This window comes from Rhodanobacter caeni, from assembly GCF_039523575.1.
Lineage (GTDB): Bacteria > Pseudomonadota > Gammaproteobacteria > Xanthomonadales > Rhodanobacteraceae > Rhodanobacter > Rhodanobacter caeni.
This window is the reverse complement of sequence record NZ_BAAAFO010000001.1, coordinates 974334-1001075: the sequence shown is the minus strand read 5'-3', so window position 1 is coordinate 1001075 and position 26742 is coordinate 974334. Positions and strand designations below refer to the sequence as shown.

Genomic DNA, 26742 nt, shown 5'->3' with positions numbered 1-26742 from the left:
CGCATGCCTTGCGGTTCAACAGGCAGGCGTGACGCAACTCACGAAAGCCATCGGGGGAGACATGCCATGTGCGAGCACGCCGACGCCGAACCGACTTCGGTACATCCGTGACTTCGCATAATGTATATTATGTCAAATTACGAATATGACCTCCAAGGGCGCCTCGGCCGCGTGGTGGCCGGAAACTGGTTCTCGACGGATCGATGCCCTGCTTGCGAGCGACTTTCTATTTCGTTGTGGAGTTTTGCGTCTGCGGTTCCAACTTCTGCTGGACGTGATCGGCAAGCCGTGCCGCCGGTCGATTCCCGACCACGGTTTGGACGAATCAGAAATCGAAATCGATGCCGACGAAACCGGTCGTGCCGACTGCCGGGAAACCGATGTCGTCCATGTAGTGCTCGTCGGTGACGTTCTCGACGCTGAGGTTGATGGCCAGTTGCGGGTTGATGCGGTATGTCACGCGGGCATCCAGGCGGTCGTACTCGGGCATGGTTTCGTTGACGACGTCGCCGCTGTAGCGGCTGGCTTCGACGCGGTGGCCGGTCCAGAGGTAGTTGAGGTCGACTTGCCAGCGGTCGTTGGGCGCATAGGTTGTGGTGGCGCCCGCCTTGATTCTCGGTCGGCCAAGCAAGGGGCTTTCCGCGTCGATATCGGTGTAGCTGCCGTGTGCGCCCAGGGCCCATTTCCGGTCGTTGGAATGCCAGCGGGCGTCGATGTCGACACCTTTCATTCGGGTGTGCGCGCGATTGACGTTGCGGAACAGCACGCTGTCGAAGTCGATCAGGTCCCTGTAGTCGTTGACGAAGTAGCTGAGGTTGAGGACGGTGTCGCTGGCCGTCCATTCGATGCCGGTGTCGCGGGTGGTCGACCGCTCGGGCTTCAAGTCCTTGTTGCCGGTGAGCGGATGGCCGAGGGCGAAGAAGCTCGGCAGTTTGTAGCCGGTGCCTGCGTTGGCGAACCAGCTGATATTTTCGCTCAGCTGATAGCGGAACCCGCCCTGCACGCTTTGTCGTGTGCCGAAGTGGGCGTTGCTGTCGGAGCGGAGGCTTGCGCCCACGAACAGGTGCCCGGTGAGGTAACTGTTGAGATTGAGGAAAGCGCTGCGGGTGGAGCGGCTGAGGCGGAAGTCGGTGGGTATCCGCTCGCCGTAGACAAGGTATCCCCTGCTCTCCCCGGCCTCGCGTCTGCCTTCGAACCCGATGTTGGCCCAGCTGCCCTGCTTGTCGCCCAGGGTGTTGATCCACTTGATGTCGGCGCGGGTGAAATCCGTCCTGGCACCGTTGGGGGGCACGGCGTCGAAGGGGATGATGCCGGGGGAGTCGATGTTCTGATCGCGGTTGAACCATGTCGCGGCGAGTGTGCTGGTCCAGCCGTCGCTTATCGCCCACGCCCATGAAGCGGCGGCGTTCTGGTCGGTGTAGCGGCTTCGATCCAGGTCACGGCGGCGCGCAAACAGCGGGCCGCCGCTTTGTTCGGGGAAGGTGGTTTTTTCTCCCTCCATGTGGCGCCAGGTGAAGTCCAGTTGATGGGCGCCGAGAGTCGAGTCGAGTTTTATCAGGGCTTCCCGGTTGTTGGCGCTGCTGCCCGCAATGGGCGTGCCGGCGCGCTTGTCCTGCAGTCGCAGCGCATAGCCCGTGTTGTCCATCGTGCCGGTGCTGCTGAAGCTGCCGCTTCGGTAACCATGCCCGCCTGCGGACAGGGAGAGCTGCTGTTGAACGGTCGCGGTGGGTAACGCGGTGATGATGTGGATGACACCGGCCAGCGCATCCGACCCGTAGATGGCCGACTGGGCGCCGCGGATGATCTCCACGCGCTGGATCGAGGCGATGTTGATGTCGTTGACGTCGAACGCGCCGCCACGCGTGTTGGTCGGATCGTTCATCTCGATGCCATCGACCAGCACCAGGGTGTGGTTGGCCTCGGCGCCGCGCAGGCTGATCGTGGTGAGGCCGCCGGGGCCACCTTGTGCCGCGACCCACACGCCGGGCACCTGCCGCAAGGCATCGGCAAGACTGTGGTTGCTCAAGGCGAGCAGTTGCTGGTGATCGATGACGGTGACCGATGAGGCGATCTGTTCGGCCGTCGCGGGGCTGTAGGTACCGGTCACGATGACTTCGTCGGTCGCGGCGATGGCCTGGCTGGCGATCAGGCTCGCCAGCACCGGCAACAGGCTGAACTTCATGCGTCTACTCTGATGAGGATGGCGGCCACCGGTCTGGCCCACGGTGAACGTGGTGGCTCGGTGGCTTGATGTGGCATTTCCGAGGCGTTGCCGCCTATGCGCAGCGGGCATGATGCGGCGTCAAGGATGCTGGCTCATTGACCGGGATCAGTGGCTTCGATGCCGCTCGCTTCAGGTCAATGCGGCGGCTTGGCGCGTTCGCCCCGCAACAGGATCAGCCGCGGCTTCAAGGCGGCGTTGGCGGGTTTGGCGGTATCCGGGGCAGCTTCATCGGCGCCGTCCTTCTTCACGAATTCACCCAGCAGATCCAGCTCGAAGATGCCGGCCACGATGTCCGGGCGGTGGTCGTGGTCGACGTCAGACAGCGCCAGCGCGACGACACCGGCGGGCCGGCTGATGATGGCGTGTGGCGTGAAGTTCTGGGCGCCGTCGTTTTCGAACCACACCAGGCTCTGGCGTTGCGGGTCGTCCCAATAGTTGAGCCAGCTGCCGGCCACGACGTCCGTGTCGCCATCGCCGTCGAGATCGCCGGCGTCGGCGATGGCGGTGCCGTAGTAGCGGCCGATGTCATGGAATTCGAACGTGAAGTCACCCTTGTTCTCCAGCCATTCCACGCCGTGATACGGCTTGGGATCGGGCTGGTAGTCGAGCGCGTCGCCATTGGTGAACAGGATGTCGGGGTCCTTGTCGCCGTCCATGTCGATCACCTTCATGCTGGTCGATCCGAACATCGGGTGCGGCCCGCGGTACAGCGCGGTGTAGGCGAAACTGCCCTGCCCCTTGTTCATGAAGGCCACGACCGCCTCGTGCTGTTGAGCGATCAGGCTCACGAAGTCGATCTTTCCGTCGTTGTCCAGGTCGACCGGGGAAATGTTCAGCGCGCCGGTGACCTTCAGTATCCGGTGCGGCACGAACTTGCCGCCGCCCAGGTTTTCCAGCCAGGCCAGTTCGCCCACGTCGCCGCCGCCGAAGATGGCTACGCCGATGTCGAGGTCGCCGTCATTGTCGATGTCCATGGCACGCGCATCGGTCACCCGGCCGACCTTGTCCAGCAACACCTGCTTCTCGAATTTTCCCGACGGCAGCTGCCGCAGCAGGACGACTTTCCCGGTCAGTGCCGGAGACGGCGGAAACGTGCCAAGGTCCGCCACGATGATGTCCTTGTATCCGTCGCCATCGAGGTCGGCGACGTCGGTGTGCAGTGGTATGTCGATATCCGCGAGCGCGGTTTCGCGCCAGGCGCGCCCCTTCTTCTGCAAGAGAACCACCTTCCTGCCGGCGCCGTCGCAGATGATGAACCCGGGGTTCGCTTCGTCGTGCAGCGGTGTCGCGTTGATGTTGAGGATCAGCGGCACCGCGGATTTCTCCCCCAGTTCCGTCATGCCGAATGTCAGCGGGCTGCTTTCGCGGGTGAAATGGGGCAGCCGCGGCAGGCTCGCCGGGCTGCTGCCCACATACAAGGCGGTGATGTCCCTGACCACGTCCGCTGGTATCGCTTCATGGCCGGCTTTTGAAGCGGCCATGTCGGCCATGCCTTGGATGACGCGGGGCCAGCCGCTTTTGGGCATGACATCGAATGGCGGGACCTTGTGGCAGCCACTGCAGTAGTGATTCACCGACTCCAGCACCGACTGCACGGTTTTCGGTTGCGCGTCGGTCAGCAGTTGGGCATGCGCCAGTGGCGCCAAGGCAAGCGCTGCCAGCGGCAACCACCTGGATATCGGCGGACGGCTCATCGTTGCTCGGACTCCTGTTTGCCGGACTCTTGTTGGCTGGACTCTTGTTGGCATGTTGTTGTTTCGTGACCGCGATTGCCTTGCCCTTGCCTCAAGGCGTACCCCATGCTCCTGCCACCGCACGTTGCTGCAACGGGTGGCCTCGCTCGTCGATCGCGCCATCATGCTATCGGGTTCTCGCCGGGCAGAGCGTCGCCATGAAAGCGCATGCGGCAATCTGCAGCGATGCCCGTGGTCATGGCGGCTGCCCGCCGATCACGGCCTGCGACAATTTCGCACAGCGGCTGGCCCGCGCTACCTGACCTGAATCAAGAAGGCCTCCAGGGGTTGCCGCCAGCATGCGCGCATCACAGGGAGATGCGCGATGAGTACCACTCGAAAACTCTGGCTTGGCCTTGCCGCCTTGCTGATATCGTCATTTGCCGCATTGCTGTGGGTGGGCGATGTGGTTCACCAGGAGGCGCCGCCGCTGCCGGCGGCCGTCGTCACCAGTGACGGCCAGACGCTCTATACCCGCGCCGACCTGGACGAAGGTCGGCAAGTGTGGCAGAGCATCGGCGGCCAGCAACTTGGTTCGATCTGGGGCCACGGCGCCCTGCTTGCGCCGGACTGGAGCGCCGACTGGCTGCATCGCGAAGCGATGGCCATGCTGGAATTGCTGGCGCGCGACGAAGGTGCCGCCTCGTTCGCGTCGCTCGATGCGGAACACCAGGCCGCATTGAAAGCGCGCATCCAGCCCGAGCTGCGACGCAACACCTACGACGCGGCCACCGACACCATCACCGTGTCGCCGCTGCGGGCGCAGGCGATGGCGATCGTCGGCGCGCACTACATGAGCCTGTTCAGCAACGACCCGGCGACGGCCAAGCTGCGCGAAACATACGCGATGCGCGACAACACCATCGCGGAGATGGAACACCGCCGCATGGTCACCGCGTTCTTCTGGTGGACCAGTTGGGCGGCGGCCGCCGAGCGTCCGGGCAGCACCATCAGCTATACGCAGAACTGGCCGTTCGATCCGGTGGTGGGCAACGTGGCCACGCCGACCAGCTTCATGTGGTCGATCTTCAGCGTGCTGTTCATGATCATGGGCATTGCCCTGCTGGCCTGGCATCACGCACGCCACGTCAGCGACGAACCGCTGCCGGCGATTCCCGCGCGCGACCCGCTCGCCGATCTCAAGCCGACGCCGTCGATGAAGGCCACGGCGAAATATTTCTGGACCGTGCTGGCGTTGTTCCTGGCGCAGATCCTCTTGGGCGCCACCACCGCGCACTACCAGGTGGAAGGCCAGGAAGCCTACGGTCTTGCGCTGGCCAACTACCTGCCCTACTCACTCACGCGCACCTGGCATACGGAGCTTGCGGTGCTGTGGATCGCCACCGCGTGGCTGGCCACCGGCCTGTACATCGCGCCGATGATTTCCGGCTACGAGCCGAAGTTCCAGCGCTTCGGGGTGAACTTCCTGTGGGTGTGCCTGCTGGTGATCGTGGTCGGTTCGTTCGCCGGCCAATGGCTGGCGGTGATGGACAAGCTGGGCCTGCAGCACAACTTCTGGTTCGGCCACCAGGGCTGGGAGTACACCGACATCGGTCGCTTCTGGCAGATCTTCCTGTTCATCGGCCTGATGCTGTGGGTGTTCCTGGTGGGGCGTGCATTGTGGCCGGTGATGCGCAGCAAGACGGCGACGTCCTCGATCGTGGGTTTGCTGTTCCTGTCCACCGTGGCGATCGGCCTGCTCTACGGCGCCGGCCTGATGTGGGGCGAGCACACCCATATCGCGATGGTCGAGTACTGGCGCTGGTGGGTGGTGCACCTGTGGGTGGAAGGCTTCTTCGAAGTGTTCGCCACGGCGGTGATCAGCTACCTGTTCCTGAAGCTCGGCCTGATCCGTGCGCACACCGCCACCGTCGGCGTGCTGTTCGCCACCATCGTGTTCATGGCCGGCGGCGTGCTGGGTACGCTGCACCATCTGTACTTCTCCGGCACCACCACCGCGGTGATTGCGCTTGGCGCCAGCTTCTCGGTGCTGGAAGTGGTGCCGCTGGCGCTGATCGGGCTGGAGGCCTACGACACCTGGAAGAAGCAGCACGTGGCGCCGTGGATGGCGCGCTACCGCTGGCCGATCATGTTCTTCGTGGCGGTGAGTTTCTGGAACCTGGTCGGTGCGGGCATGTTCGGTTTCCTGGTCAACACGCCGATCGCGCTGTACTACATGCAGGGCCTCAACCTCACCGCCACGCACGGTCATACCGCCTTGTTCGGCGTGTACGGCATGCTCGGCCTGGGCCTGATGCTGTTCTGCCTGCGCGGCATCAAGCCGGCGGCGCCGTGGCGCGAAGGCTGGCTGCGCGGTTCGTTCTGGTGCCTCAACATCGGCCTCTCGCTGATGGCAGTGCTGACCCTGCTGCCGCTGGGCATCCTGCAGTTGAAGGCGGTGCTGGAGCACGGCTACTGGTTCGCCCGCTCGGCCGAGTTCATGGACCGCCCGCTGATCCACATGCTGGTGTGGATGCGCGTGCCGGGCGACACCTTGTTCGCGGTGGGCGCGGTGCTGATATCGGTGTTCGTGGCGTCGCTGTGGCTGCTGAAGGACAGGCGCCAGCCGGTCGAGCCGCTGGTGCAGGTGGCGTCGGCGCCGACACCAAGCGCGCGCAAGGTGCTGGAGGAGGCTTGAGCTTCGCCAGGTGCCGTTGGAAACGATGCCGTCATTCCGGCGAACGCCGGAATCCAGTGACTTCCAAGCCGTTGAAAAGCAGAGGCACTGGATTCCAGCCTTCGCTGGAATGACGGGCATGACGTGGCGATCATCCCAAGTCCCGAGCGACGATTCCCATGCTTGAGTTCTACCCCCAGATCAAGGCGGTGCACATCCTCTGCGTGCTGATCAGCGGCGCCTTGTTCGCCTTGCGCGGCACGCTGGTGCTTGCTGGCCGAAACCGCATCGCGCAATGGGCGCCGGTACGCTTTCTCAGCTACAGCATCGACACCACGCTGCTTACCGCCGCATTGATGCTGCTGACCATCCTGCCCGGCGCGATGTTCGCCAACGGCTGGCTCACCACCAAGCTGGTGTTGCTGGTCGTCTACGTCGTGCTGGGAACGCTGGCGCTGAAGCGTGCGAAGAGCCGACGTGCGCGAGCCGTCTGTTTCGCCCTGGCGCTTGGGACCTACATCTTCATGCTCGGCGTGGCCCGCATGCATCACCCGCTGGGCTGGTTGCATGGTTGACGCGACCGTACGCGAAAGCCGGCGGAACCGGGCATGCGGCGTCACCTCCGTGGTCGGCCATTCGCATCGCCCCGTGTGCGCCGTCCCCGCGTTGCCGGTGGCGACGCCGAGCCTGCCCGGGTGAGCTTCCACGACCTGCGCGCGTTCCTGGGCCGGCTCGAACGCGAGCACCTGCTGCAGCGCGTTAACCAGCCGGTGAACCCACACCTGGAATCCACCGCGTTGTCGCTGCGCGCCTTGCGCGAGCGCGGCCCTGCGCTGCTGATGACGCAGCCGGCGGGATCGAACCACGCCCTGCTCGGCAACCTGTTCGGGCACCGGCGACGGATCGAGCTGGCATTGGCCGGGCGTCCGCTGGCCTCGCTGCGCGAGCTGGGCCAGCTGCTCGCCGCGATCAAGGAACCGCGCTGGCCATCCAGCCTGCGCCAGGCCTTGTCCACCTGGCCGGAGCTGGCGCAACTCGCCCATGTGGCACCGCGACGGGTTCGCGACGCTGCGTTCGAGGAAGAGACTCTGCGTGGCGCCGACATCGATCTTTCGCGCCTGCCCATCCAGCATTGCTGGCCCGGCGACGCCGGCAAGCTGATCACCTTTGGCCTGGTGGTGACACGTGGCACCCAGAAGCTGCGGCAGAACGTGGCGATCTACCGCCAGCAGGTGATCGGGCCGAACCGGGTGATCATGCGCTGGCTGCCGCACCGCGGTGGCGCGCTGGATTACGCCGACTGGTGCGCCGCGCATCCGCAGCAGCCCTTCCCCGTGCTGGTGGCGATCGGTGCCGATCCGGCCACCCTGCTCGCGGCGGTGGCGCCGGTGCCCGATACCTTGTCCGAGTACGAATTCGCGGGACTGCTGCGCGGCCAGCGCACGCAGGTATGGCATAGCGAGTTGACCGGCCTGGATGCGCCGGCCGGCGCGGAAATCCTGCTGGAAGGCTTCATCCATCCGCACGACACCGCGCTGGAAGGCCCGTTCGGCGACCACACCGGCTACTACAACGCGCAGGATCATTTCCCGGTATTCACCATCGAACGCATGCGCCTGCGCCGCGATGCGATCTACCACGGCAGCTACATGGGCCGTGCGCCGCACGACGAGCCGTCGGTGCTGGCGATGGCCTTGAACGACGTGTTCGTTCCGATCCTGCAGAAGGTGTTCCCCGAGGTCGTCGACTTCTTTCTTCCACCGGAAGCGTGCTCGTACCGCATCGCGGTGGTCGGTATCCGCAAGCAGTACGCTGGCCACGCGCGGCGCATCATGATGGGCGTGTGGTCGTACCTGCGCCAGTTCACCTACACCAAGTTCGTGATCGTGGTGGACGACGACATCGACGTGCGCGACTGGTCGCAGGTGATCTGGGCGGTATCGACGCGGGTGGACCCGGCGCGCGATACGATGCTGGTGGAGAACACCCCCATCGATTACCTCGATTTTGCCAGCCCGGTGGCGGGGCTCGGCTCCAAGCTCGGTATCGACGCCACCAACAAATGGCCGTCCGAAACCACCCGCGCGTGGAGCCGGCCAATCGTGCCGGATGCTGCGGTGGAGGCACGCGCGGATGCGTTGTGGCACGCCCTGCAATCGACTGAGCCGCCCGGCTGAGTGTGGCCACGACCCGTCTGTCCGACCCCGCCATCAACGCGGCGGCGATCACCGGCCAAGCTGACCCACGTCAACGCAGTCATCGGCGACGGCCACCACGATGCCTGCCTCTTCCCTGTCTTCGAGGTGCGTATGCAACTGGTCTGTCCTGCCGGCAACCTGCCCGCGCTGCAAGCGGCGATCGACGCCGGCGCCGACGCCGTCTACGCGGGTTTCCGCGACCAGACCAATGCGCGCGCCTTCCCCGGGCTCAACTTCAGCGACGACGAGTTGCACGCCGGCATTGTCTACGCACACCAGCGTGGTCGGCAGGTGTACCTGGCGTTGAACACCTACCCGGACAGCGCGCGGCTGCACCAGTGGTACACCGCGGTGGACAAGGCGGCCGAGTTCGGTTGCGACGCGATCATCGCGGCCGAGATGGCGGTGCTCGATTACGCCACGCGCAGGCACCCGTCGCTGAAACGGCATCTGTCGGTGCAGGGATCGGCCACCACCGCGCCGGCACTGCGCTACGCGCACGAGCGCTTCGGCATCAGCCGCGCGGTGCTGCCACGGGTGCTGTCGATCCAGCAGGTGGAGCGCCTGTGCGAAGGCTCGCCGGTGCCGATCGAGGTGTTCGCGTTCGGCAGCCTGTGCATCATGGTGGAGGGCCGTTGTCAGCTCTCCAGCTATGTCACCGGCGCCTCGCCGAACCGGCACGGCGTGTGTTCGCCCGCCAGTTTCGTGCGCTGGGAGGAGCACGACGACGGCCGCCGCAGCGTGCGCCTGAACCAGGTGTTGATGGACAGGTTCGAGCCGGCCGAGCCGGCCGGTTATCCCACCGTGTGCAAGGGGCGCTTCGACGTCGGCGGCGAGATCTTCCACGCACTGGAAGAACCCACCAGCCTCAACACGCTGGAGCTGCTGCCACGACTGGCAAGGGCGGGCGTGGCCGCGTTGAAGATCGAAGGCCGCCAGCGTGGCGTCGCCTATGTGGCCTCCGTCACCCGCACCTGGCGCGAGGCGCTGGACCGGCATGCCGCCGCGCCCGCCGCGTGGAAACTGCAGCCGCAGTGGCAATCGTCACTGTCCCGGCACGCCGAGGGTCACCAGACCACGCTCGGTCCCTATCACCGTTCGTGGCACTGACTTTTGGCATTGAACCGATGACGATGATGAAACTGAGCCTGGGCCCGCTGCAGTATTTCTGGCCGCGCGAACGCACGCTGGCGTTCTATCGCGAAGCCGCCGGCTGGCCGCTGGACATCATCTATCTGGGCGAGACGGTGTGCAGCAAACGGCGTGAGCTGGGCACGCGCGACTGGATTGCGCTGGCGGCGGAGCTGGCCGAAAGCGGCAAGCAGATCGTGCTGTCGTCGCTGGCATTGATCGAGGCCGAGTCCGAACTGGGCGTGCTGCAGCGGCTGATCGACGAGGGCGGTTGCTGGATTGAGGCGAACGATCTTTCCGCCGTGCAGTTGTGCCGCGAGCGCGGCATGCCGTTCGTCGCCGGCCCCACGCTCAACATCTACAACCACCACGCGCTGGCCATGCTGATGGATGACGGCCTGCGCCGCTGGGTGCCCGGCGTGGAACAGGGCTACACCCTGCTGCGCGAATTGCGCGCCGCCATGCTGGCGGAGGAACAGCCGATGCCCGAGCTGGAGGTGGTCGCCTTCGGCCGCCTGCCCCTGGCCTACTCCGCGCGCTGCTTCACCGCCCGCGCCCTGGACGTGGCCAAGGACCAATGCGACTTCCGCTGCATCGAATACCCCGACGGCATGCCGCTGGCCACGCGCGAGGGACGCCCGTTCCTGCGCATCAACGGCATCCAGGTCCAGGGCGAGGAAGTGACCGACCTCGGGCCCGAAATCCTGCAACTGCGCGAACTCGGCGTGGACGTGCTGCGGCTGTATCCGCAGGCCGACGGCATGGCCGGCATCGTCGACCACTATCACCTCGTGCGCCGCTCGCCCGTGCCGCCACCGCGCATCGGCGCCCGCAACGGCTACTGGCATGGCGAGCCGGGGATGCGGCCGGTGACGAGCTGAGTAGGCCGCCCCTTGTCCGGCCTTCGGTGGCGTGCGCAGCTTCGTCGGGTTTCCCGGCGGCGTGCTTTGCTCCGTTGTGGCTTTCCCGCGGCACGTTGCGCTTCGTTGCGGCTTCCCCGCGGCGTGTCCCCCTCTCCCTACCCTCTCCCCAAGGGGAGAGGGGATTACGGTGACTTCCGGCTTTGCGGTTTGGCGTGCGGCATTCTCCGGCTCTACGGCTTGGCGCAAGGTCGACTCTCGCCTCGTCGATAAACGCAAAAGCCCGAAGGCACCGCAACCTCCTCTCCCCTTGGGGGAGAGGAAAGAGGAGAGAGGCCGGTGCTTGCGGGGAAGACGGTGAGAAGCATTCAGCACACCGTAGCGTTCAGGCCTTCGGCCCGTGGCTGGCGAACACCCGCGTGGTTCCATCCTTTCCGATCAGCACCACGTCATAGTGTTGCGGCGCAGCCATTTCCATGCCGGGTGAACCCATCGGCATGCCCGGTGCGGCCAGGCCGCGTGCGTCGGGATGCTCGGTGAGCAGACGTTGGATGTCTTCCGCGGGGACGTGGCCCTCGATCACGTAGCCACCGATTTTTGCGGTGTGGCAGGAGGCGGCGTCGGCCGGCACGCCCAGGCGTGTCTTGACGGCGGCCATGGCCGGCTCTTCGTGCGAGTTGACGGTGTAGCCCTGCGATTCCATGTAGCGAATCCAGTTGACGCAGCAACCGCACGAGGGATCGTGGTAGACCTCGATGGCACTGGTCATGGCCATGGCGGCGACGGGCGACAGGGCCGCGGTCAGGACGAGGCTACGCAGCAAACGGGGCAAGCGATGTTTCATGAGGTCTTCTCGGTCAATGGTGTGTGGCTTGACGCTGGATGATGCCAGTTTTGCAGGCGTCCACCCGCTTGGGCCGCGCACGGCTCAAAACGCATAACCCAGCACCGTGAAATAGTGGCAACCGGTGCCCGCCAGCACGAACAGGTGCCAGATGAAGTGGCTGTAGCGCAGTCGTTCGTGCAGCAGGAAGAACACCACGCCCAGCGTGTACGCCGCACCGCCGCCGAACAGCAGCATCAGCCCGGCTGTGGGCATGTTTTGCCACAGCGGGCGGATGGCGATCAGGGCCATCCAGCCCATGCCCACGTACAGTGCAGTGGACAACCGCTCGAAGCGCGCGCCCACCAGCAGTTTGAACACCAGCCCCAGCAGGGCCAGGCTCCAGACCACCGCCAGCAGCGCCAGTCCCGAACTGTTGCGCAACACGCCCAGCGCGATGGGCGTGTAGGTGCCGGCAATCAGCAGGTAGATGGCGCCGTAGTCGAGGCGTTGCAGCCAGGCCTTGGCGCGCACATGGGAAACCGCGTGATACAGGGTCGAGGCCATGTACAGCAGGATCGCGCTGCCGCCGAACACCGCGGCCCCCACCATCGCCGCCGTGCTGCCGATGCGCACCGCGTTGACGACCAGTACCGGCAAACCCACGATCGCCAGCAGTACGCCGAGCCCGTGGCTGATGCTGTTGGCGATTTCCTCGCCCATGGTCGAGGGGCGCGATTCGGGTATGGCAGGTGTCGACAAGGGCAAGCCTGTGGGTGTGGGAGGTCAACGACTGGGCGTTCAGACGTCCATTTCGGGTGCCGCGACGTAGTGGGCGCCGAGACTTTCGTGGCGTCGCAGGGCCGCATCCAGCAGCGATTGCGCGAGTCGTGCCTGCCAGCCCTGGTCCCGCCACGCCATCAATTGCAGCAGGCAGTGGCGCAGCGATTCGGTTCGGCGTATCGGCCCGGCGGCTTGCCACAACAGGTTGCGCAGGCGGGACAGGTCTGTTGCCGCCAGCGCGCTGCCGCGTTCGATCCAGCGATGCTCCCCGCGTCCGACGACGGCGGGCGTTGCCGCCAGCACGGCACCGAGACGGCGGCCGCACAGGATGCCTTCCAGCAGCGAGTTGCTGGCCAGGCGGTTGGCGCCATGCACGCCGTTGCAGGCCACCTCGCCAGCCGCGTACAAGCCCGGCACGCTGGTGCGGCCTTCGCCATCCACGGCCAGGCCGCCCATGTGGAAGTGGGCGGCCGGCGTCACCGGGATCAGCTGCCGGCGCGGATCGATGCCGTGCTTCAGGCAGGCCGCCAGCACGGTGGGGAAGCAGGTTTCCCACTCCCCCGTTATCGCGCGGGCGTCGAGCCACACGCGGCCGTCGTCGCGGCGGGCCTGCCACACGCGTCGCGCCACCACGTCGCGCGGCGCCAGGTCGCCCAGCGGGTGCAGGCCTTCCATCAACAGGCGCCCACCGGCATCGCGCAGGCGCGCGCCGGCACCGCGCAAGGCTTCGGTGATCAGCGGCAGGCAGTGCGCGCCGGCAACGTCCAGTGCGGTGGGGTGGAACTGCACGAACTCCAGGTCGCGCGTTCGCGCGCCAGCCGCCATGCCCAGCGCCAGTCCGCTGCCGTCGGCGCCGGGGGGATTGCTGGTGCATGCGAACAGCGCGCCGATGCCTCCGGTGGCCAGCACCACCGCCGACGCCTCGATCACGTGATGCCTGCCCTGCCCGTCGATGGCGCGCACGCCGCACACCGCGCCGCCGCGCAGCAACAAGGCATCGACGTCAAGCCCACCGCGCCACTGGATGTGCGCCGCGCACTGGGCTTTGGCCAGCAAGGCGCGCAGCAGCACCGCACCGCTGGCATCGCCGCCGGCATGGACGATGCGCGCCATGCGATGCCCGCCCTCGCGCCCGAGTTTCAGCGCACCGCCGACGGCATCGCGGTCGAACGCCACACCCTGCGCCTGCAGCCAGGCGATCGCCTCGGGCGCCTGCGCGCACAGCCAGCGAACCATGGCGACGTTGTTGTGATGGGCGCCGGCTGCCAGGGTGTCCTCGGTATGCGCCAGCGGGCTGTCGGCCGGGTCGAGCGCGGCGGCGATGCCGCCCTGCGCCAGCGCGCTGGCACTGCCGGTTCCGTCAAGGTTGCGGCACAACAGGCGCACCGGTGACGGTGCCGCCGCCAGTGCCGTGGCCAGTCCGGCCACGCCACCACCGATCACCACGATGGGCGCGCGCGGGTGTTTCACACGTGCTCGCGCCGGCCCACCGCCAGCATGCGTTGCAGCGCGGCACGCGCGCGTGCGCCGACCTCGGCGGGAATCTCGATGGCATGCCTCAGGTCGCGCAGGCAGGCGTAGATGTTCTGCAGGGTGATCCGCTGCATGTGCGGGCACAGGTTGCACGGCTTGATGAATTGCGTGGCCGGAAATTGCGCGCGCAGGTTGTCGGCCATGGAGCACTCGGTGATCATCGCCACCCGCGCGGGCCGCTCGCGTTCCAGCCACTTGCCCATCGCGGTGGTGGAGCCGACGAAATCCGCCTCGGCCAGCACCTCCGGCGAACACTCCGGATGCGCCACCAGCTTCGCATCGAACTGCTCGCGCGCATGCCGCGCCTGCTGCGCGGTGAATTTCTCATGCACCTCGCAGCGGCCATGCCACAGCACCAGCTCGACCCTGGTCTGGCGCGCGACGTGGCGGCCCAGGAATTCATCGGGCAGGAAGATCACTTTGGGCACGCCCAGCGATTCCACCACCTGCACCGCATTGGCCGAGGTGCAGATGACGTCGGACTGCGCCTTCACCGCGGCGGAGGTATTGGCATAGCTGACCACCGGCACGCCCGGGTACTGCGCGCGCAATGCCAGCACATCGGCGGCAGTGATCGACGAGGCCAGCGAGCAGCCGGCTTCCAGATCGGGAATCAGTACGGTCTTGTTGGGTGCCAGGATCTTCGCGCTCTCGGCCATGAAGTGCACGCCGCACACCACGATCAGGTCCGCATCGCAGTCGGCCGCCGCCTGGGCCAGGCCCAGCGAATCGCCGGTGATGTCGGCCACGCCATGGAAGATCTCCGGCGACTGGTAGCTGTGCGCCATGATCACCGCCCCGCGCTGCTTCTTCAGCGCGTTGATGGCGTCGATCCACGGCAGGTGCATCGGCACCTCCAGGCACGGCAGCAGCGGTTCGAGGCGTTCGACCAGCGTGGCGTATTCGAGTGGCAGGTCATCGCGCCAGGCGGGCACGGGCAAGGTGTCAGTCACGGTCATGCGTTTCGCCAACAGGGGGAACGGTGGATGTCAGGCCGCCTCGCCGCGATGGGCGGCGCGGGCGCGGCGGGCGAATCGCGCGCCCCGGTTCAGCGCGATACGCAGGCCCAGCGGTACCGATTCCCACGGCAATCGTTCGAGCAGATTGCGCGCGGTGAGGCCCAGCTCGGTATCACCGGTAAGCACAAGCGCGCGTTGGAAGAACAGCGTGTCGGCGTCTTCCAGTCGGCTGGCCAGCAGCAACAGGTCGGTGGCGCTGCCGCGCACGCTGGCCTCGGGCTCCTCATCGACGACGCCCAGGCGATCACCGCGCAGGGTCAGTACCCAGCGCAGTCCCAGGTCGGTCACGTCGATGCCCAGCTTGCGCCTGTGCATGAAGTCGAGTGAGCCGTCGTGTATCGGCGTGACAAGCACGCGCGCCATGGCCGCCTCCAGCCATGCGCGTTGCCAGCGTTGCGGCACGACGATGCGCAGCACCGGCTGCAAACGCCGTGGCGGCGGCAGCAGCCGCAGCAGTCGCGGCGCGAAACGTTTGGATGGCTGTAGCAAAAAGTTGGCAGTGAGCATGATGGCGCGCATCATCGCGGCGATCCGCAGGGTGCTGCCTTGACTCACATCAACAACGCGGCAGGCATGTGTGCCCTGCGTCAATCGGTGGCGACGACGACATACCCCGCCGCCACGGCCAATTCGTGCGCCGCCGGCAATACGTTGTTGATGTAGACCTGCTGCGCTTCCACCGGATCGAAGTCGGCGTGCTTGCGCTTCTTGACGCCGTAGTCGGACAGCACCAGATGCGTATCGGCCACCACGCCGGCATTGGCCAGGCACGCCGAAACGCATTTCATCACGCAGCCGTCCAGCGCCAGGATGCGCCGTCCGCTTTGCGCGGTGCGCACCAGCCCGGTGACGCCGCCGCCGACGCCAGCGATGCATGACATTTCGGCGACGCCGGCACGATCCAGTTTCAGCGCCAGATCGTTGGCCATCTGCGCGGCGCTGGAACAGCCCGAGCAGGAATAGACCAGCGGCATTGACGTACTCATGCGTTGTTCTCCATGGTTGACAGCTCTCGACTCGACACGAAACGGCGGGCGCGACGACCAACGCCATGCATCGCCAGCCACACACCCCACCACGCCAGCACGACCGCCGCGCCGGCAAGCCGCGCCAGCGATGGCGACGGCCACAGCACCGCCATGGGCAACAGCAGCAACGGCACATGCGCCAGCAGCGCCCGGTACTTGTCGCGATCGGGCAGCAGCCGCTGCACGCCAGGCACTTGCACACCGCGACCGCAGTGGCGATGCAGCTCGATCCAGCCGATGAAGGCCACGATCTCCATCGCCATGCACGCCACCAACAGCGGCAGCGCGATGCCCAGGCCAAGCGCCGCGGCGAGGCGGCCATCGCCATGCAGCAGCGCCAGCGATGCCGCCAGCAGCGCGCACAGACCCGCGCGCCAGCCGTGCAGCAAGGGTCCGCGGCGCGGTCTTGGCGCATGCCCTTGCAACCACAGCAGTGCTGCCGCCAACAGTGCGCCGAGCACGCCGAGCACTAACTTCAGGCCGACGTCGTCGCCTTGCTGCAGGCGCCATGCCGCAGCCAGCGGCAAGCCGATCACCACGCTGACCAGCCAGGCCGTCTGGACGCCCGAAGGCAGCGTGCCGGTGCCCTGGAACATCGGCATCACCACGCGCGATACCGTGGCGATCAGCACCACCACCCAGCCCAGCACACCCCAGCTGGCGTGCACGTCGGTCAGCGCCAACGTCGGCCCTGCCAGCCAGCCGCCCAGGGCGAACGTGAGGCCGGCGCCCAGCACGGCGGTGACCACCGCCCCCAGCAAGGCGACCACGAATCCCGCCCGCAACAGGCGTTGGGCGGTCGCGGCCAGCAGGCCGGGCACGGTCATGCCCGCCAACAGCAGGAAACTCGTCGGCAGCAGCACGCCGGCCGCGCCCAGTGCGAAGCGCCAGCGCTGATGCAGGCCGGCCACCAGCAGTGCGCTGCCGAGATTGAACAGGCCATGCAGCCACCTGCCCCAGCGTAGCCCGCGTACCTGCACGCCGGCAGCCGCCGGCAGGAACTGCAGCACACTGCCGAACATCGCATTGCCGAGCACGCCGAGAGTGAACACGTGCACCAGCGCCAGCGTCGCCGGGTTCCAGCGCGAGCGCAGCAGTGCGTCGCCGTCGAGGATCAGCAACCACCCCGCCAACATGCCCCACCACGGCATGCAAAGCAGGAAACGTCGCGGCAAGGCGGGCGCCGGCGCCCGCTCAATCGTCAGCCGGGCCATGCGGATCGGGACGGCGGATCCACACGCGGGCACCTTGATCCGGCAACGCCTCGGCGCTGGCCTGCAGGCCGCGTTCGGCCAGCACCTCCAGCAACGGCAGCGGCATCCACGGGGTGAGCACGCTCAGCGTGCCGCCGGGTGCCAATGCCTCGGCACCGGCCAGCGCGCGCTCCATCGGCTCGGGCATGGGCAGCGCGCGCAGGTCGAGTTCGATGACGCCTGATGTCTCGGCTGGCAGAGGGGCCGGCGTTGCCGCAACGGATCGGTTCGGGAGAAAAGCCATGCCGTCATTGCAGTGGCAGGAGCGCGGCGGCGCGCTGATCTGGGTCAACGCGAACCGCGTTGGGTTCAACGCCGCAACGGTTGCTGGCCATGCCATTCCAGCTGCAACCACAGCCGCCTGTCATCGCGGCCGAAGCCGTCGGCACGGTAATCGGAGACCTTCACCAGCGCGCTGAGCGACTCCGCCAGCGGCGCGGAGAGCGACGCATTCCATTCGCGGCCGTAGTGGTTGCCGTCGGCCGTGCGATGGCTGGCGCGATAGTCGTGCCAGCCAACCACCCAACCGAGCACGGCCGTGGCGCCTTGCTGGCCGAGGTTGCCGTTGACCGCGACGTAGCGATCATCCAGCCCGCCGACCGATGTGACATTGAACTGGTCGGCCCAGCCATTGAATGCATGCAGCGTCCCCAGCGGGGTTTGCAAGGCGTGGTGGCCGTTGCCGCCGAGGTGTTCCCAGCCGAGCTTGGCGGTGACGCCGTACTGCGTCCACGACGGTTCCGCCAGCCAGTACGTGTGCGCAAACGATTGCGGGTTGCTGGCGTAGTCGCGCTGCTGCGCCGCCTCCAGTGCCCAGCCGAAACCACCGTTCGTTGCGGCGGGTTTGCCGGTCCAGCGCAGGCCCCAGGTCACCGTGGAGGCGGTGGACACGTCGCGGTCGTCGTGCAGGTAGGTGTAGCCGGTCCACTGCTGGTTGCCCCGTGCGTAACCGGCATTGAGCAGATGCGTATCGAGCCGGCGCTCGCGGGCCAGCGGGTTCAGCGCGTCGCGACCGGCCACGCGGTGCACGCGGTCGAGCCAGTCGTAGCGCAGGGTCCAGCCGCTGGCCGGTTGCCATTGCAGGCCGAGCCCGTCGAAGGTCTGTTCGTGCTGGCGCCAGCCGCTGTTGCCGACCCAGCGCTGGTTGTCCAGCAGCAGGCGTCGGCGCCCGGCGGTCACGCCGAAGGTGTCGCCTTGCCACGCCAGCCAGGCCTGGTTGAGCTCGCCGCCGCGCGGGTCGGTGATGGCCGGATACTGTGTGCGTCCGTTCGCGCCGCTGTTGTATCGATCGCCGGCACTGGCTACGCCGGCACCTTCCAGCAGCGCGCTCCAGCCATCGCCGAAACTGGCGCGCAGGCCCAGGCGAAGACGCAGCGTGTCGGCGCGGGCGTCGCGGCTGAAGGCGTCGTTGTCGACCTGCTCGTGGCGGGCGCGCACATCCCATTCCAGTTGCCATGGCGCCGCTGGCGTGTCCGTCACGGTCGCGTGGGCGGGCAGCGCCAGCATGCCCATGGCCAACAGACAACTTGCAGATAGAACCTTGTGCGTCGCATTCATCACCGTGCTCCCTTTGTGGACGGGGGCAGTCTCGGCGCCACCCGGGCGGTGCCGATTGACCGCCGTCAAATCCGGCCGGGAAAGACGGTCGGCGCGACAACGCGCCACACGCGGATGGCTGCACTATTCGCGGACATATATATTCGACGTCATTCAAACGGAATGACCGCATGAAACAGTCCACGCGTCGATGCCTCGCGCTGCTTTTCGTGCTGCCGATGGCCTTGACCGGCACGACCGCCTTCGCGGCGGAGCTGGTGGTTTCCGCGGCATCCAGCCTCACCAATGCGTTCCGCGACGTGGCGCGGGCCTACGAGGCTGCGCATCCCGAAACGCACGTGGTGTTGAACTTTGCCTCGTCCGACACGCTGATGCGCCAGATCGTTCAGGGCGCGCCGGTGGACGTGTTCGCGTCGGCGGACCAGGCGGCGATGGATCAGGCGCAGGCACAAGGGATGCTCGCCGCCGGCACGCGCGCCGACTTCGCCGCCAACCAGCTCGTCCTGGTGCTGCCAGCCTCCAGCGCCGCGCACGTGGACAGCCTGAAGGATCTGCTTGGCGCCCGGTTCAAGCGCGTGGCCTGGGGCAACCCGGCATCGGTACCGGCGGGTCGCTATGCGCAGCGCGTGCTTGAGCGTGCCGGGCTGGCCAATGCGCTTCAGCCACGGGCGGTACTGGCGCAGAACGTGCGCCAGTGCCTCGACTATGTCAGCCGTGACGAGATGGACGCGGGTTTCGTGTACGCCACCGACGCGGCGCTGGCGCGCGACCGGGTGCGGGTGGCCTTGCGGCTGGATTCGCCCACGCCGATCACGTATCCCATCGCGATCGTGGCCGATACCGCGCATGCGTCCGACGCGGAATCGTTCCGGCAGTTCGTGCTTTCCGCCGATGGGCAAACCGTGCTGGCGAAGTACGGTTTCCTGAAGCCGCCGTGATGTCGCCGGATATCTGGCAGCCATTGCTGCTGTCGTTGAAGGTGGCGCTGTGGGCGACCGGCCTGAACCTCTTACTGGGCGTGGCGAGCGCCTTCGCGCTGTCGCGCTGGCGATCGCGGCTGGGCAACCTGCTGGATGCGGTGTTCACCCTGCCCCTGGTGCTGCCGCCGACCGTGCTGGGCTACTACCTGCTGGTGCTGCTGGGCCGGCGCGGTGCGTTTGGCGCGTGGCTGGAGCACTGGGGGATCAATCCCGTGTTCACCTGGCAGGGCGCGGTGATCGCTTCCACCCTGGCCGCCTTTCCGCTGGTGCACAAGGCGGCCAGGGCCGCGTTCGAGAATGTGGACGCGCAGCTGCAAAGCGCGGCGCGCGTGCTGGGGTTGTCGCATCCGGCGGTGTTCTTTCGCGTGTCGCTGCCGCTGGCGTCGCGCGGCATCGTGGCCGGCGCCCTGCTGGCCTTCGCCCGGGCGCTGGGCGAATTCGGCGCCACGCTGATGATCGCCGGCAACCTGCCCGGACGCACGCAGACGTTGTCGGTGGCGATCTACTCGGCGATCGAGGCCGGCGACGAAGCCGGTGCCGCCACGCTGGTGGTCGTCGCGTCGCTCACCTGCATCGCGGTGTTGCTGCTGGCCGGTCGCCTCACGCGGGGGCATGCCCCGCAGCGGGTGGCTTGAGCCATGGCGATCGACGTCGACATCCGCCGCACGCTGGCCGGTCCGCACCGGCCATTTTCGCTGGACGTGCGGTTTCGCTCGGAGCGTGCGCGCATTGTCTTGTACGGGCCGTCCGGCTCGGGCAAGAGCCTCACGCTGCGCGCCATCGCCGGCCTGGTTACGCCCGACCAGGGCCGCATCGTGGTGCACGGGCAGACCTGGTTCGACACCGAACAGCGCCTTTGTCGGCCCGCGCCGGCACGCCGGGTGGGTTACCTGTTCCAGGATTACGCGCTGTTCCCGCACCTCACCGTGGGCCAGAACGTGGCGTTCGGGCTTGGCACCGGCTGGCGCAATCCGTCGCGCCGTCGCTTGCCCGAAGCGGCGCGATACTGGCTGGCGGCGTTCGAGCTGGACGGTCTGACTGATTGCTATCCCTGGCAGATCTCCGGCGGCCAGCAGCAACGCGTGGCACTGGCGCGCGCGCTGGCGCCGGACCCGCAATTGCTGCTGCTGGACGAGCCTTTCGCCGCCCTCGATCCGCCCTTGCGCGCGCGCATGCGCGAACACCTTCTCGCGCTGCACTCGCGGCTGGGCCTGCAGATGCTGATGATCACCCACGACCCGTCCGACGTGGAGGCGCTGGGCGAGGAAGTGCTGGAGATCCGCGACGGGCGCATCCACACCGCGGCGCAGGTACCGGCCATCAGGGATTGAGGTCGCGCGCCAGCCCGGTGCCTTCCTCGCGGGACGGGCGCTCGGCACGTTGTTCCATCCAGTCGTACAACAGGGGCAATAGCACCAGCGTCAGCAACGTCGAGGTGATCAGGCCACCGACCACCACGGTGGCCAGCGGGCGCTGGGTTTCCGCTGAAAAAACTCACCACCGCCGATGCCGTTCTTGACCACGGCAAGCACATCCTCGGCATTCAGGCCGTAGCGGGCCAAGGCGTCACGGTCCACCTTGATGCGTATCTCCCCGGCCAGCACAGGCGAGCGAGCAATGAAGGGGAACGGTGCATCCGGGGATGCTATCGCCACCTTGCGGCCAGACAATGCCATCGCGTTCTCAACGTGGTTCATCCCGCGAAAATGCGCATCGTGATGGCCGGTCGGTGCGGCCACCCGTGGCGGCGCCGATGCTTAGCGATGTCGCCGCCAAACCCAGGCTGGCAATCTCCACCTGCATTCCGCTGGCGAAATCGCCCGCGTGTCCGTCCAGCACGACCCAGGCGTCGGCGTGGGCGAACGGCTGGATGCGGAACGGCTCCTGGCGATCCAGCGGACGCGCCTGCAAGCGTCCCTGCTCGTCCAGCCACAGCGCGGCGCGCAGAAAATGGCGAAGCCCGGGTTTGGAGTGCTGCGCTGAGGCCAGCGTGGCGTGGAGGACCGGCTCGCCGCCCTGCCCGGCCATCGCGCGCAGCACCGGGGCCACGAAAAAGCGCGCGCCAACGGCCACGGCCATGGGCGTGCCGGGCAAGGCAAGCACCAGCGGGCCGGCGTGCAAGCGGGCCGCGAGCAGGGGTTTGCCCGGGCGTATCGCGACCTTGTGGAACAGCAGCCGCGCGCCGACCTGGCGCAAGGTATCGGGCACGAAGTCATGGCGGCCCATCGACACTGCGCCGGTGCTGACCACCATGTCGACGCCCGCCTCGACCGCTCGCTCCAGCGCCGCCACATAGGGGTGAACCGTGTCGTCGACGGTGACGCAGGACACCACCTCGGCGTCCGCGCGGCGAAGCTCCGCCACCAGGTACGGGCCGTTGGAGTTGTGGATCTGGCCATCGCGCAACGGACTGGGCGCGCCGGTCTGCAGCTCCTTGCCGGTGCAGATGATCGCCACGCGCGGGCGCCGCACCACGGCGAGCCGGGTGATACCCAGGGCCGCCAGCAACATGATCTGCGCCGGTTCGATCACCGTGCCCGCGGCCAGCACGCTTGCGCCACGCGACACGTCGCTGCCCGTGCGGCGCACGTTCTGGCCCGGCGTGACGTCATCGAGCAGCCGGATGCGGCGCGGCGTGCCATCGGGCTGCGCCTGCAGCACGTCGGTGCGTTCCACCGCAACCACCGCATCGAGCCCGTCCGGCAGGCGTGCGCCAGTCATGATTTCGCAGGCGCTCGAGCGGGCGCCGGGGACAGCGTCACCCGCGGCCAGCGAACCGCGGACCGGATGCTCCGACCCGCCGCCCGTTGACGCGCCTGCCTTCAACGCATAGCCGTCCATGGCCGCGTGATCGAACGACGGCAACGCCAGCGGGCTGGTCAGCGTGTCGGCAAGCACGCGTCCGCCGGCATCGGCCAGCGCGCAGCTTTCGGACGGCAGCACGGACAGCGGCGCGAGCAGGCGTTCGATGGCTTCGCGATAGGAAATCATGGCCGTCCGGACGCGCCGATCATGCGTATGCGCCACTGTGGCGCAGCGCTTTCAGGCCGCCGGCCAGCGAGTACGCCCCGACACCACGCTGACGCAGCCGCCGCGCCGCATGCTGGCTGCGCCGACCACTGGCGCACACCAGCAACACGTTGCCGACGAAGCGATCAAGGGGGCAGGCGTCGACCTCGGCGGTGGGGAGGCGCAAGGACGCGATCGCTAGCGGCGACGCGTCGATTTCTTGCGGATCGCGCACGTCGACGAGCGTGAAGCCACGGGCCACCGCCTCCGCCAGATCGTCGAAGCGACAATCGACATCGTCCCTGGCGGCATCGAGTGCCCGTTGCGCAACGATCATGCAGCCACCGTGCAGACTGCAGCCACGGGCCACATCGATCGGCAGGCGCTGACGGGTGCCGTCGAGCAGGTTGATCAGTTGCAGCGATGGGTCGCCGGCCCCAGGCAAAGCCAGCAGCAGCTTCAGCGCTTCCATCGCCTGCATGGTGCCGAGCACGCCGGGCACCGGACCCAGCACGCCGGTTTCGGCGCAACTCCCGGCCAGGGCCGGCGGAGGTGGTACGGGCCACAGGCAGCGCAGGCAGGTGTGGCCGGGGAGCGCGCTGACCACCTGGAGCTGGCCCTCGTACTGGTAGACGCTGGCGAGGATCAAGGGCGTGCCGGTGAGCACGGCAGCGTCGTTGGCGAGGTAGCGACTGCCCAGGTCATCGGTGCATTCGACCACCAGGTCGTACTGCGCAAACACGTCCGCGATGGTGTCCGCACGCAGGGGCTCGGCGAAAGTCCGCACCGTGACCGCGGGATTGAGTGCCGCCACCCGGCGCGCCGCGAGATCGACCTTGCGCTGCCCGATGTCGCGCGCGTCGTACATCACCTGCCGGTGCAGGTTGCTGGCCTCCAGCACGTCGCCATCGACGATCCCCAGCGTGCCCACGCCGGCGCCGGCGAGATAGCTGATCACCGGGCAGCCCAGCCCGCCCGCGCCGATCACCAGCACGCGGGCCGCGGCGAGCTTCGCCTGGCCGGCATCGCCGACGTCGGTCAATCGGACCTGACGCGAATAATCCGGCGCAAACACGGATGGCGCATGCGAATGCCCTTCATGTGAATGGCCGTCTGAACGTCCATTCATATGGTCCTGCTCGGCGTCGATGGGCGCCGCATGCGTGCAGGCAACCCAGGCGATGCCGCCCTCGATGTAGTGCTCCTTCTTCCAGATCGGCAGCCGGTGCTTGATCTCGTCGATGATGTAACGGCAGGCCCGGAAGGCCTCGTCGCGATGCGCGGCGGATACGCCGATCCACACCGCAAGCTCACCGATCTTCAGCTCGCCGACGCGATGCACGCAGTGCGCGGCCAGCACGCCGTAGCGGGCCATCGCCTCGTCCACCACCTTTTCGCCTTCGCTGATCGCCAGCTCGGCATAGGCCTCGTAGGCCAGGCCGCTGACTTCACGCCCTTCGTTGTTGTTGCGCACCCAGCCCTCGAAAGCGCAGAAACCGCCGCTGCCCGGATGCGCGAGGCCGTCGCGGCATGCGCCGACGTCGACCGCTTCGGTGGCCAGCGTGAAGCGCATCATCCGCCGGCCACCGGCGGGATGAAGACGATGGTGTCGCCCTCGTCGAGCGCCCTGCCCCAATCGCTGAAGCGCACGTTCACCGCCACCTTGAGCGCGTCGATCGGCAGCGTGAAGCCATGCCGGCGGCACAATTCGTCGTAGAGGTCGCGCAGCGTGACGGCCGCGGTATCGAGCTGTTCGCTGCTGGCGCCCGCCTGCTCGCGCAGTTGGGCGTAGTACTGCACGGTGACGCGGCTCATGAAAGCACCTCCATCTGGCCTTGCATCTGTTTTTGGTATTCCTGCGCGGTGTTGATGTTGTCCAGCGCGTGGCCGGGCGGTGGCAGCAGGCGGATGTCGGCCTGGATCAGCACCTTGCGCGGGCAATGGCTGCCGGCCTCATGGCGCTGCTTGAGTCGCTGGTGGATCGACGGCTCCCACAGCGCGCACAGTGGCTCGGGCAGGCCGTCGAAGCGGCTGGCGAAGGCGGTGGCTTCTTTCGCCGGATCGCGCGCGGCGACCAGCGCGCGTAGCGTGGCCCCATCGAGCCACGGCAGGTCGCAGGCGATCACCAGCCAGGCCGCTTCGGGGAACGCATCGTGCGCGGAAAGGATGCCGGCCGCGGGACCGACCGCGTCGTACGTATCGATCAGTTGCGGCATGCTGGCACGCAACGGTTCGTCGCGCTGGTGGTCGCGTATCGATACGAAGGCGCGTCCGGTCACCGCCGTCAGCAAGCGCCACGCGCGCAGCAGTTGCGGCTCGCCGCCGTAGTTCAGCTGCGCCTTGTCGCGCCCCATGCGACGGCTGGCGCCGCCGCACAGCAACAGGCCGTGGAGAGGCGCGGCGCTCATGCGGCCGGCCCCGCGCCGTGGTCGATGCCGCGCTTGCCACCGGTCTTGCCGAGCAGGCGTATCTCGGCGATCACGATGTCATGCGACAGCGCCTTGCACATGTCGTAGATGGTGAGCGCCGCCACGCTGGCGCCGGTGAGCGCCTCCATCTCCACGCCGGTGCGCCCCTGGCAGGATACGGAGCACGCGACCAGGGCGTCATCGCCCTGCATGGTGATGTCGATGTGGCAATGGTCCAGCGCCAGCGGGTGGCAGAGCGGGATCAGCTGCGCGGTGGCCTTGGCGCCCATCACGCCGGCGATGTTGGCTACGGTCAACACCGCGCCCTTGGTCGTGACATGACCGGCGCGATGCAGTTGCGCGGCGACCTCGGGCGGAAACCGCACCCGCGCCTGCGCCTGCGCGGTGCGCCGGGTCACCGCCTTGGCGCCGACATCGACCATCGCCGGCCGGTTGGCTTCATCGACGTGGGAAAGCGTTTGCGCTGCTGCGGTCATGGGTGTTCTCGGGTTGGAGTTCGTGGAAGGAAATCAGCCACCGATGTAGTGCATTTCGATCTTTCGCACGGCGCGCAGGCGGCGCTCCCTGCGTTCCTCGCTGTAACGGTCGTTGCGGCGAAGCCAGGTGCGGCGCAGGCGTTCGTGCAAGGCCTCGTCATGGCTGCCGTCGCGCAGCAGGCTGCGCAGGTCGGTGCCTTGTGTCGCGAACAGGCAGGTGTAGAGCGTGCCCTCGGACGACAACCGCGCCCGCGAGCAGTCGCCGCAGAACGGTGCGCTGATCGATGAGATCACGCCGATCTCGCCCTGCCCGTCGCGGAAGCGGAAGCGCGTGGCCACCTCGCCGTCGCGGCTGGGCGGCAGAGGGTCCAGCGGCCAGCGCGCATGGATGGCCGCGACCAGTTCGGCCGACGGCACCACTGCATCGTGGCGCCAGCCGTTGCGGTTGCCGGTGTCCATGTATTCGATCAGGCGCGGCACGATGCCGCTGCCGCGGAAACGCTGCACCAGGTCGAGCACGGTGTGATCGTTGACGCCGCGCTGCACCACCGTGTTCAACTTGATTCCGCGGGGGAAGCGCGCCGCCTGCGCCGCTTCGATGCCGGCCAGCACCTCGTCCAGTGCGCCGCGGCCACCGCTCATGCGGTGGAACAGTGCCGGGTCCAGCGTATCCAGGCTCACCGTCACCCGATCCAGCCCGGCCTCGCGCAGCGCCGTGGCATGGCGTCCCAGCAGCACGCCGTTGGTCGTCATCGCCAGGTCGGTGATGCCGTCGATCCGGCGCAGCCGCGCCACCAGTTCGTGCAGCTTGGGGCGCAGCAGCGGTTCGCCGCCGGTCAGCCGCAGCTTGGTCACGCCGAGCGACGCGGCGATGCGGCACAGCCGCTCGATCTCGTCAAAGCTCAAGCGTTGCTGGCTGCCCAGAAAGGTGTAGTGATCGCCATAGATCGACTCGGGCATGCAATAGGTGCAGCGGAAGTTGCAGCGGTCCATCACCGAGATACGCAGGTCGTGCAACGGCCGGCCACGTTGATCCCTCAGTGCAGGCGATGCGGGGAAGCTGTCGGTGCGGGCGAGTGGAACGCTCAT

26 protein-coding genes and 2 pseudogenes are annotated in these 26742 nt (G+C 67.4%); 8 read left to right on the top strand and 20 right to left on the bottom strand.

Annotated features, from left to right (window positions below; all coding sequences use genetic code 11):
• Window positions 1-325: 325 nt before the first annotated feature.
• The gene (locus ABD017_RS04655) at window positions 326-2182 is read right to left on the bottom strand and encodes a TonB-dependent receptor plug domain-containing protein (RefSeq protein WP_343880597.1); all 1857 of its coding nucleotides are present in this window, start codon (window positions 2180-2182) and stop codon (window positions 326-328) included.
• 176 nt (window positions 2183-2358) lie between these two features.
• Window positions 2359-3918 carry an FG-GAP repeat domain-containing protein gene (locus ABD017_RS04650; protein ID WP_343880595.1) on the bottom strand — a complete coding sequence of 520 codons (1560 nt, stop codon included), beginning with the start codon at window positions 3916-3918 and terminating at the stop codon, window positions 2359-2361.
• A gap of 364 nt (window positions 3919-4282) precedes the next feature.
• Here ABD017_RS04650 and ABD017_RS04645 point away from each other — a divergent pair, with 364 nt between their 5' ends.
• From ABD017_RS04645 to ABD017_RS04625, 5 genes are all read left to right on the top strand, one after another.
• Window positions 4283-6595 carry a nitric-oxide reductase large subunit gene (locus ABD017_RS04645; RefSeq protein WP_343880593.1) on the top strand — a complete coding sequence of 771 codons (2313 nt, stop codon included), beginning with the start codon at window positions 4283-4285 and terminating at the stop codon, window positions 6593-6595.
• A 158-nt stretch (window positions 6596-6753) separates the two neighbouring features.
• On the top strand, window positions 6754-7149 hold the full coding sequence (locus ABD017_RS04640; RefSeq protein ID WP_343880591.1) for a SirB2 family protein: 396 nt from the start codon (window positions 6754-6756) through the stop codon (window positions 7147-7149).
• Between the two features lie 75 nt (window positions 7150-7224).
• Window positions 7225-8751, top strand: a complete 1527-nt coding sequence (locus ABD017_RS04635; protein WP_425543660.1) for a UbiD family decarboxylase — start codon at window positions 7225-7227, stop codon at window positions 8749-8751.
• Window positions 8752-8883: 132 nt separating this feature from the next.
• Window positions 8884-9882 carry a ubiquinone anaerobic biosynthesis protein UbiU gene (gene ubiU / locus ABD017_RS04630; protein ID WP_343880589.1) on the top strand — a complete coding sequence of 333 codons (999 nt, stop codon included), beginning with the start codon at window positions 8884-8886 and terminating at the stop codon, window positions 9880-9882.
• Window positions 9883-9908: 26 nt separating this feature from the next.
• Window positions 9909-10784, top strand: coding sequence for a U32 family peptidase (locus ABD017_RS04625; protein ID WP_343880587.1), 876 nt, complete (start codon window positions 9909-9911; stop codon window positions 10782-10784).
• Between the two features lie 364 nt (window positions 10785-11148).
• Here ABD017_RS04625 and ABD017_RS04620 read toward each other — a convergent pair whose 3' ends face one another.
• From ABD017_RS04620 to ABD017_RS04580, 9 genes are all read right to left on the bottom strand, one after another.
• The gene (locus ABD017_RS04620) at window positions 11149-11607 is read right to left on the bottom strand and encodes a DUF411 domain-containing protein (protein WP_343880585.1); all 459 of its coding nucleotides are present in this window, start codon (window positions 11605-11607) and stop codon (window positions 11149-11151) included.
• Between the two features lie 84 nt (window positions 11608-11691).
• Window positions 11692-12348: a PAQR family membrane homeostasis protein TrhA gene (gene trhA, locus ABD017_RS04615; protein ID WP_425543659.1), complete on the bottom strand. Its 657-nt coding sequence runs from the start codon at window positions 12346-12348 to the stop codon at window positions 11692-11694.
• Between the two features lie 39 nt (window positions 12349-12387).
• Window positions 12388-13839, bottom strand: coding sequence for an L-aspartate oxidase (gene nadB / locus ABD017_RS04610; protein ID WP_343880584.1), 1452 nt, complete (start codon window positions 13837-13839; stop codon window positions 12388-12390).
• Window positions 13836-14861 (bottom strand): quinolinate synthase NadA, encoded by a 1026-nt coding sequence (gene nadA, locus ABD017_RS04605; RefSeq protein WP_343880583.1) that lies wholly within the window; start codon window positions 14859-14861, stop codon window positions 13836-13838. Before nadA ends, nadB begins: the two co-directional genes overlap by 4 nt.
• Before the next feature lie 30 nt (window positions 14862-14891).
• Window positions 14892-15443 (bottom strand): ubiquinone anaerobic biosynthesis accessory factor UbiT, encoded by a 552-nt coding sequence (gene ubiT, locus ABD017_RS04600; RefSeq protein ID WP_343880582.1) that lies wholly within the window; start codon window positions 15441-15443, stop codon window positions 14892-14894.
• A gap of 65 nt (window positions 15444-15508) precedes the next feature.
• On the bottom strand, window positions 15509-15907 hold the full coding sequence (locus ABD017_RS04595) for a putative zinc-binding protein (protein WP_343880580.1): 399 nt from the start codon (window positions 15905-15907) through the stop codon (window positions 15509-15511).
• Window positions 15904-17124 carry a hypothetical protein gene (locus tag ABD017_RS04590; protein WP_343880578.1) on the bottom strand — a complete coding sequence of 407 codons (1221 nt, stop codon included), beginning with the start codon at window positions 17122-17124 and terminating at the stop codon, window positions 15904-15906. Before ABD017_RS04590 ends, ABD017_RS04595 begins: the two co-directional genes overlap by 4 nt.
• A 19-nt stretch (window positions 17125-17143) precedes the next feature.
• The gene (locus ABD017_RS04585; protein ID WP_343880576.1) at window positions 17144-17446 is read right to left on the bottom strand and encodes a DUF2249 domain-containing protein; all 303 of its coding nucleotides are present in this window, start codon (window positions 17444-17446) and stop codon (window positions 17144-17146) included.
• Between the two features lie 65 nt (window positions 17447-17511).
• Entirely contained in the window at window positions 17512-18759 is a 1248-nt protein-coding gene (locus tag ABD017_RS04580; protein WP_343880574.1) for an alginate export family protein, read from the bottom strand.
• Between the two features lie 170 nt (window positions 18760-18929).
• Here ABD017_RS04580 and modA point away from each other — a divergent pair, with 170 nt between their 5' ends.
• The 3 genes from modA to ABD017_RS04565 are packed head-to-tail and all read left to right on the top strand — an operon-like array spanning window position 18930 to window position 21070.
• Complete coding sequence (modA, locus tag ABD017_RS04575; RefSeq protein ID WP_425543658.1) at window positions 18930-19697, top strand: molybdate ABC transporter substrate-binding protein; 768 nt, start codon at window positions 18930-18932, stop codon at window positions 19695-19697.
• Window positions 19697-20374, top strand: a complete 678-nt coding sequence (gene modB, locus ABD017_RS04570) for a molybdate ABC transporter permease subunit (RefSeq protein ID WP_343880572.1) — start codon at window positions 19697-19699, stop codon at window positions 20372-20374. Before modA ends, modB begins: the two co-directional genes overlap by 1 nt.
• Before the next feature lie 3 nt (window positions 20375-20377).
• A complete protein-coding gene (locus tag ABD017_RS04565) occupies window positions 20378-21070 on the top strand; it encodes a sulfate/molybdate ABC transporter ATP-binding protein (protein WP_343880570.1) in 693 nt (230 codons plus the stop codon).
• Here ABD017_RS04565 and ABD017_RS04560 read toward each other — a convergent pair.
• From ABD017_RS04560 to moaA, 9 genes and pseudogenes are all read right to left on the bottom strand, one after another.
• Window positions 21060-21224 (bottom strand): annotated as a pseudogene (locus tag ABD017_RS04560) (efflux RND transporter permease subunit); the annotation flags it as partial. The gene ABD017_RS04565 and the pseudogene ABD017_RS04560 overlap by 11 nt on opposite strands.
• Window positions 21179-21436 (bottom strand): hypothetical protein, encoded by a 258-nt coding sequence (locus ABD017_RS04555; protein WP_343880568.1) that lies wholly within the window; start codon window positions 21434-21436, stop codon window positions 21179-21181. The pseudogene ABD017_RS04560 and the gene ABD017_RS04555, both read right to left, overlap by 46 nt.
• On the bottom strand, window positions 21423-22730 hold the full coding sequence (locus ABD017_RS04550) for a molybdopterin molybdotransferase MoeA (RefSeq protein WP_343880566.1): 1308 nt from the start codon (window positions 22728-22730) through the stop codon (window positions 21423-21425). Before ABD017_RS04550 ends, ABD017_RS04555 begins: the two co-directional genes overlap by 14 nt.
• Before the next feature lie 19 nt (window positions 22731-22749).
• The gene (locus ABD017_RS04545) at window positions 22750-23931 is read right to left on the bottom strand and encodes a ThiF family adenylyltransferase (protein ID WP_343880666.1); all 1182 of its coding nucleotides are present in this window, start codon (window positions 23929-23931) and stop codon (window positions 22750-22752) included.
• Window positions 23920-24324: pseudogene (locus tag ABD017_RS04540) on the bottom strand (molybdenum cofactor biosynthesis protein MoaE); the annotation flags it as partial. The gene ABD017_RS04545 and the pseudogene ABD017_RS04540, both read right to left, overlap by 12 nt.
• On the bottom strand, window positions 24321-24563 hold the full coding sequence (locus ABD017_RS04535) for a MoaD/ThiS family protein (protein ID WP_343880564.1): 243 nt from the start codon (window positions 24561-24563) through the stop codon (window positions 24321-24323). The gene ABD017_RS04535 and the pseudogene ABD017_RS04540, both read right to left, overlap by 4 nt.
• Window positions 24560-25156: an NTP transferase domain-containing protein gene (locus ABD017_RS04530; protein WP_343880562.1), complete on the bottom strand. Its 597-nt coding sequence runs from the start codon at window positions 25154-25156 to the stop codon at window positions 24560-24562. Before ABD017_RS04530 ends, ABD017_RS04535 begins: the two co-directional genes overlap by 4 nt.
• On the bottom strand, window positions 25153-25653 hold the full coding sequence (gene moaC / locus ABD017_RS04525) for a cyclic pyranopterin monophosphate synthase MoaC (RefSeq protein WP_343880560.1): 501 nt from the start codon (window positions 25651-25653) through the stop codon (window positions 25153-25155). The genes ABD017_RS04530 and moaC overlap by 4 nt, the downstream gene beginning before the upstream one ends.
• A gap of 33 nt (window positions 25654-25686) precedes the next feature.
• On the bottom strand, window positions 25687-26742 hold the full coding sequence (gene moaA, locus ABD017_RS04520; RefSeq protein WP_343880558.1) for a GTP 3',8-cyclase MoaA: 1056 nt from the start codon (window positions 26740-26742) through the stop codon (window positions 25687-25689).

Coding starts and splice junctions, on each gene's coding strand:
- ABD017_RS04565 (WP_343880570.1), top strand. CDS start 20,378: ATGGCGATCGACGTCGACATCCGCCGCACGCTGGCCGGTCCGCACCGG.
- nadA (WP_343880583.1), bottom strand. CDS start 14,861: ATGACCGTGACTGACACCTTGCCCGTGCCCGCCTGGCGCGATGACCTG.
- ABD017_RS04625 (WP_343880587.1), top strand. CDS start 9,909: ATGAAACTGAGCCTGGGCCCGCTGCAGTATTTCTGGCCGCGCGAACGC.
- ABD017_RS04655 (WP_343880597.1), bottom strand. CDS start 2,182: ATGAAGTTCAGCCTGTTGCCGGTGCTGGCGAGCCTGATCGCCAGCCAG.
- moaC (WP_343880560.1), bottom strand. CDS start 25,653: ATGACCGCAGCAGCGCAAACGCTTTCCCACGTCGATGAAGCCAACCGG.
- ABD017_RS04530 (WP_343880562.1), bottom strand. CDS start 25,156: ATGAGCGCCGCGCCTCTCCACGGCCTGTTGCTGTGCGGCGGCGCCAGC.
- ABD017_RS04645 (WP_343880593.1), top strand. CDS start 4,283: ATGAGTACCACTCGAAAACTCTGGCTTGGCCTTGCCGCCTTGCTGATA.
- modB (WP_343880572.1), top strand. CDS start 19,697: ATGTCGCCGGATATCTGGCAGCCATTGCTGCTGTCGTTGAAGGTGGCG.
- ABD017_RS04535 (WP_343880564.1), bottom strand. CDS start 24,563: ATGAGCCGCGTCACCGTGCAGTACTACGCCCAACTGCGCGAGCAGGCG.
- ABD017_RS04550 (WP_343880566.1), bottom strand. CDS start 22,730: ATGATTTCCTATCGCGAAGCCATCGAACGCCTGCTCGCGCCGCTGTCC.
- ubiT (WP_343880582.1), bottom strand. CDS start 15,443: ATGATGCGCGCCATCATGCTCACTGCCAACTTTTTGCTACAGCCATCC.
- ABD017_RS04620 (WP_343880585.1), bottom strand. CDS start 11,607: ATGAAACATCGCTTGCCCCGTTTGCTGCGTAGCCTCGTCCTGACCGCG.
- ABD017_RS04640 (WP_343880591.1), top strand. CDS start 6,754: ATGCTTGAGTTCTACCCCCAGATCAAGGCGGTGCACATCCTCTGCGTG.
- ABD017_RS04555 (WP_343880568.1), bottom strand. CDS start 21,436: ATGAACCACGTTGAGAACGCGATGGCATTGTCTGGCCGCAAGGTGGCG.
- moaA (WP_343880558.1), bottom strand. CDS start 26,742: ATGAGCGTTCCACTCGCCCGCACCGACAGCTTCCCCGCATCGCCTGCA.
- ABD017_RS04580 (WP_343880574.1), bottom strand. CDS start 18,759: ATGAATGCGACGCACAAGGTTCTATCTGCAAGTTGTCTGTTGGCCATG.
- modA (WP_425543658.1), top strand. CDS start 18,930: ATGAAACAGTCCACGCGTCGATGCCTCGCGCTGCTTTTCGTGCTGCCG.
- ABD017_RS04585 (WP_343880576.1), bottom strand. CDS start 17,446: ATGGCTTTTCTCCCGAACCGATCCGTTGCGGCAACGCCGGCCCCTCTG.
- ubiU (WP_343880589.1), top strand. CDS start 8,884: ATGCAACTGGTCTGTCCTGCCGGCAACCTGCCCGCGCTGCAAGCGGCG.
- ABD017_RS04595 (WP_343880580.1), bottom strand. CDS start 15,907: ATGAGTACGTCAATGCCGCTGGTCTATTCCTGCTCGGGCTGTTCCAGC.
- ABD017_RS04650 (WP_343880595.1), bottom strand. CDS start 3,918: ATGAGCCGTCCGCCGATATCCAGGTGGTTGCCGCTGGCAGCGCTTGCC.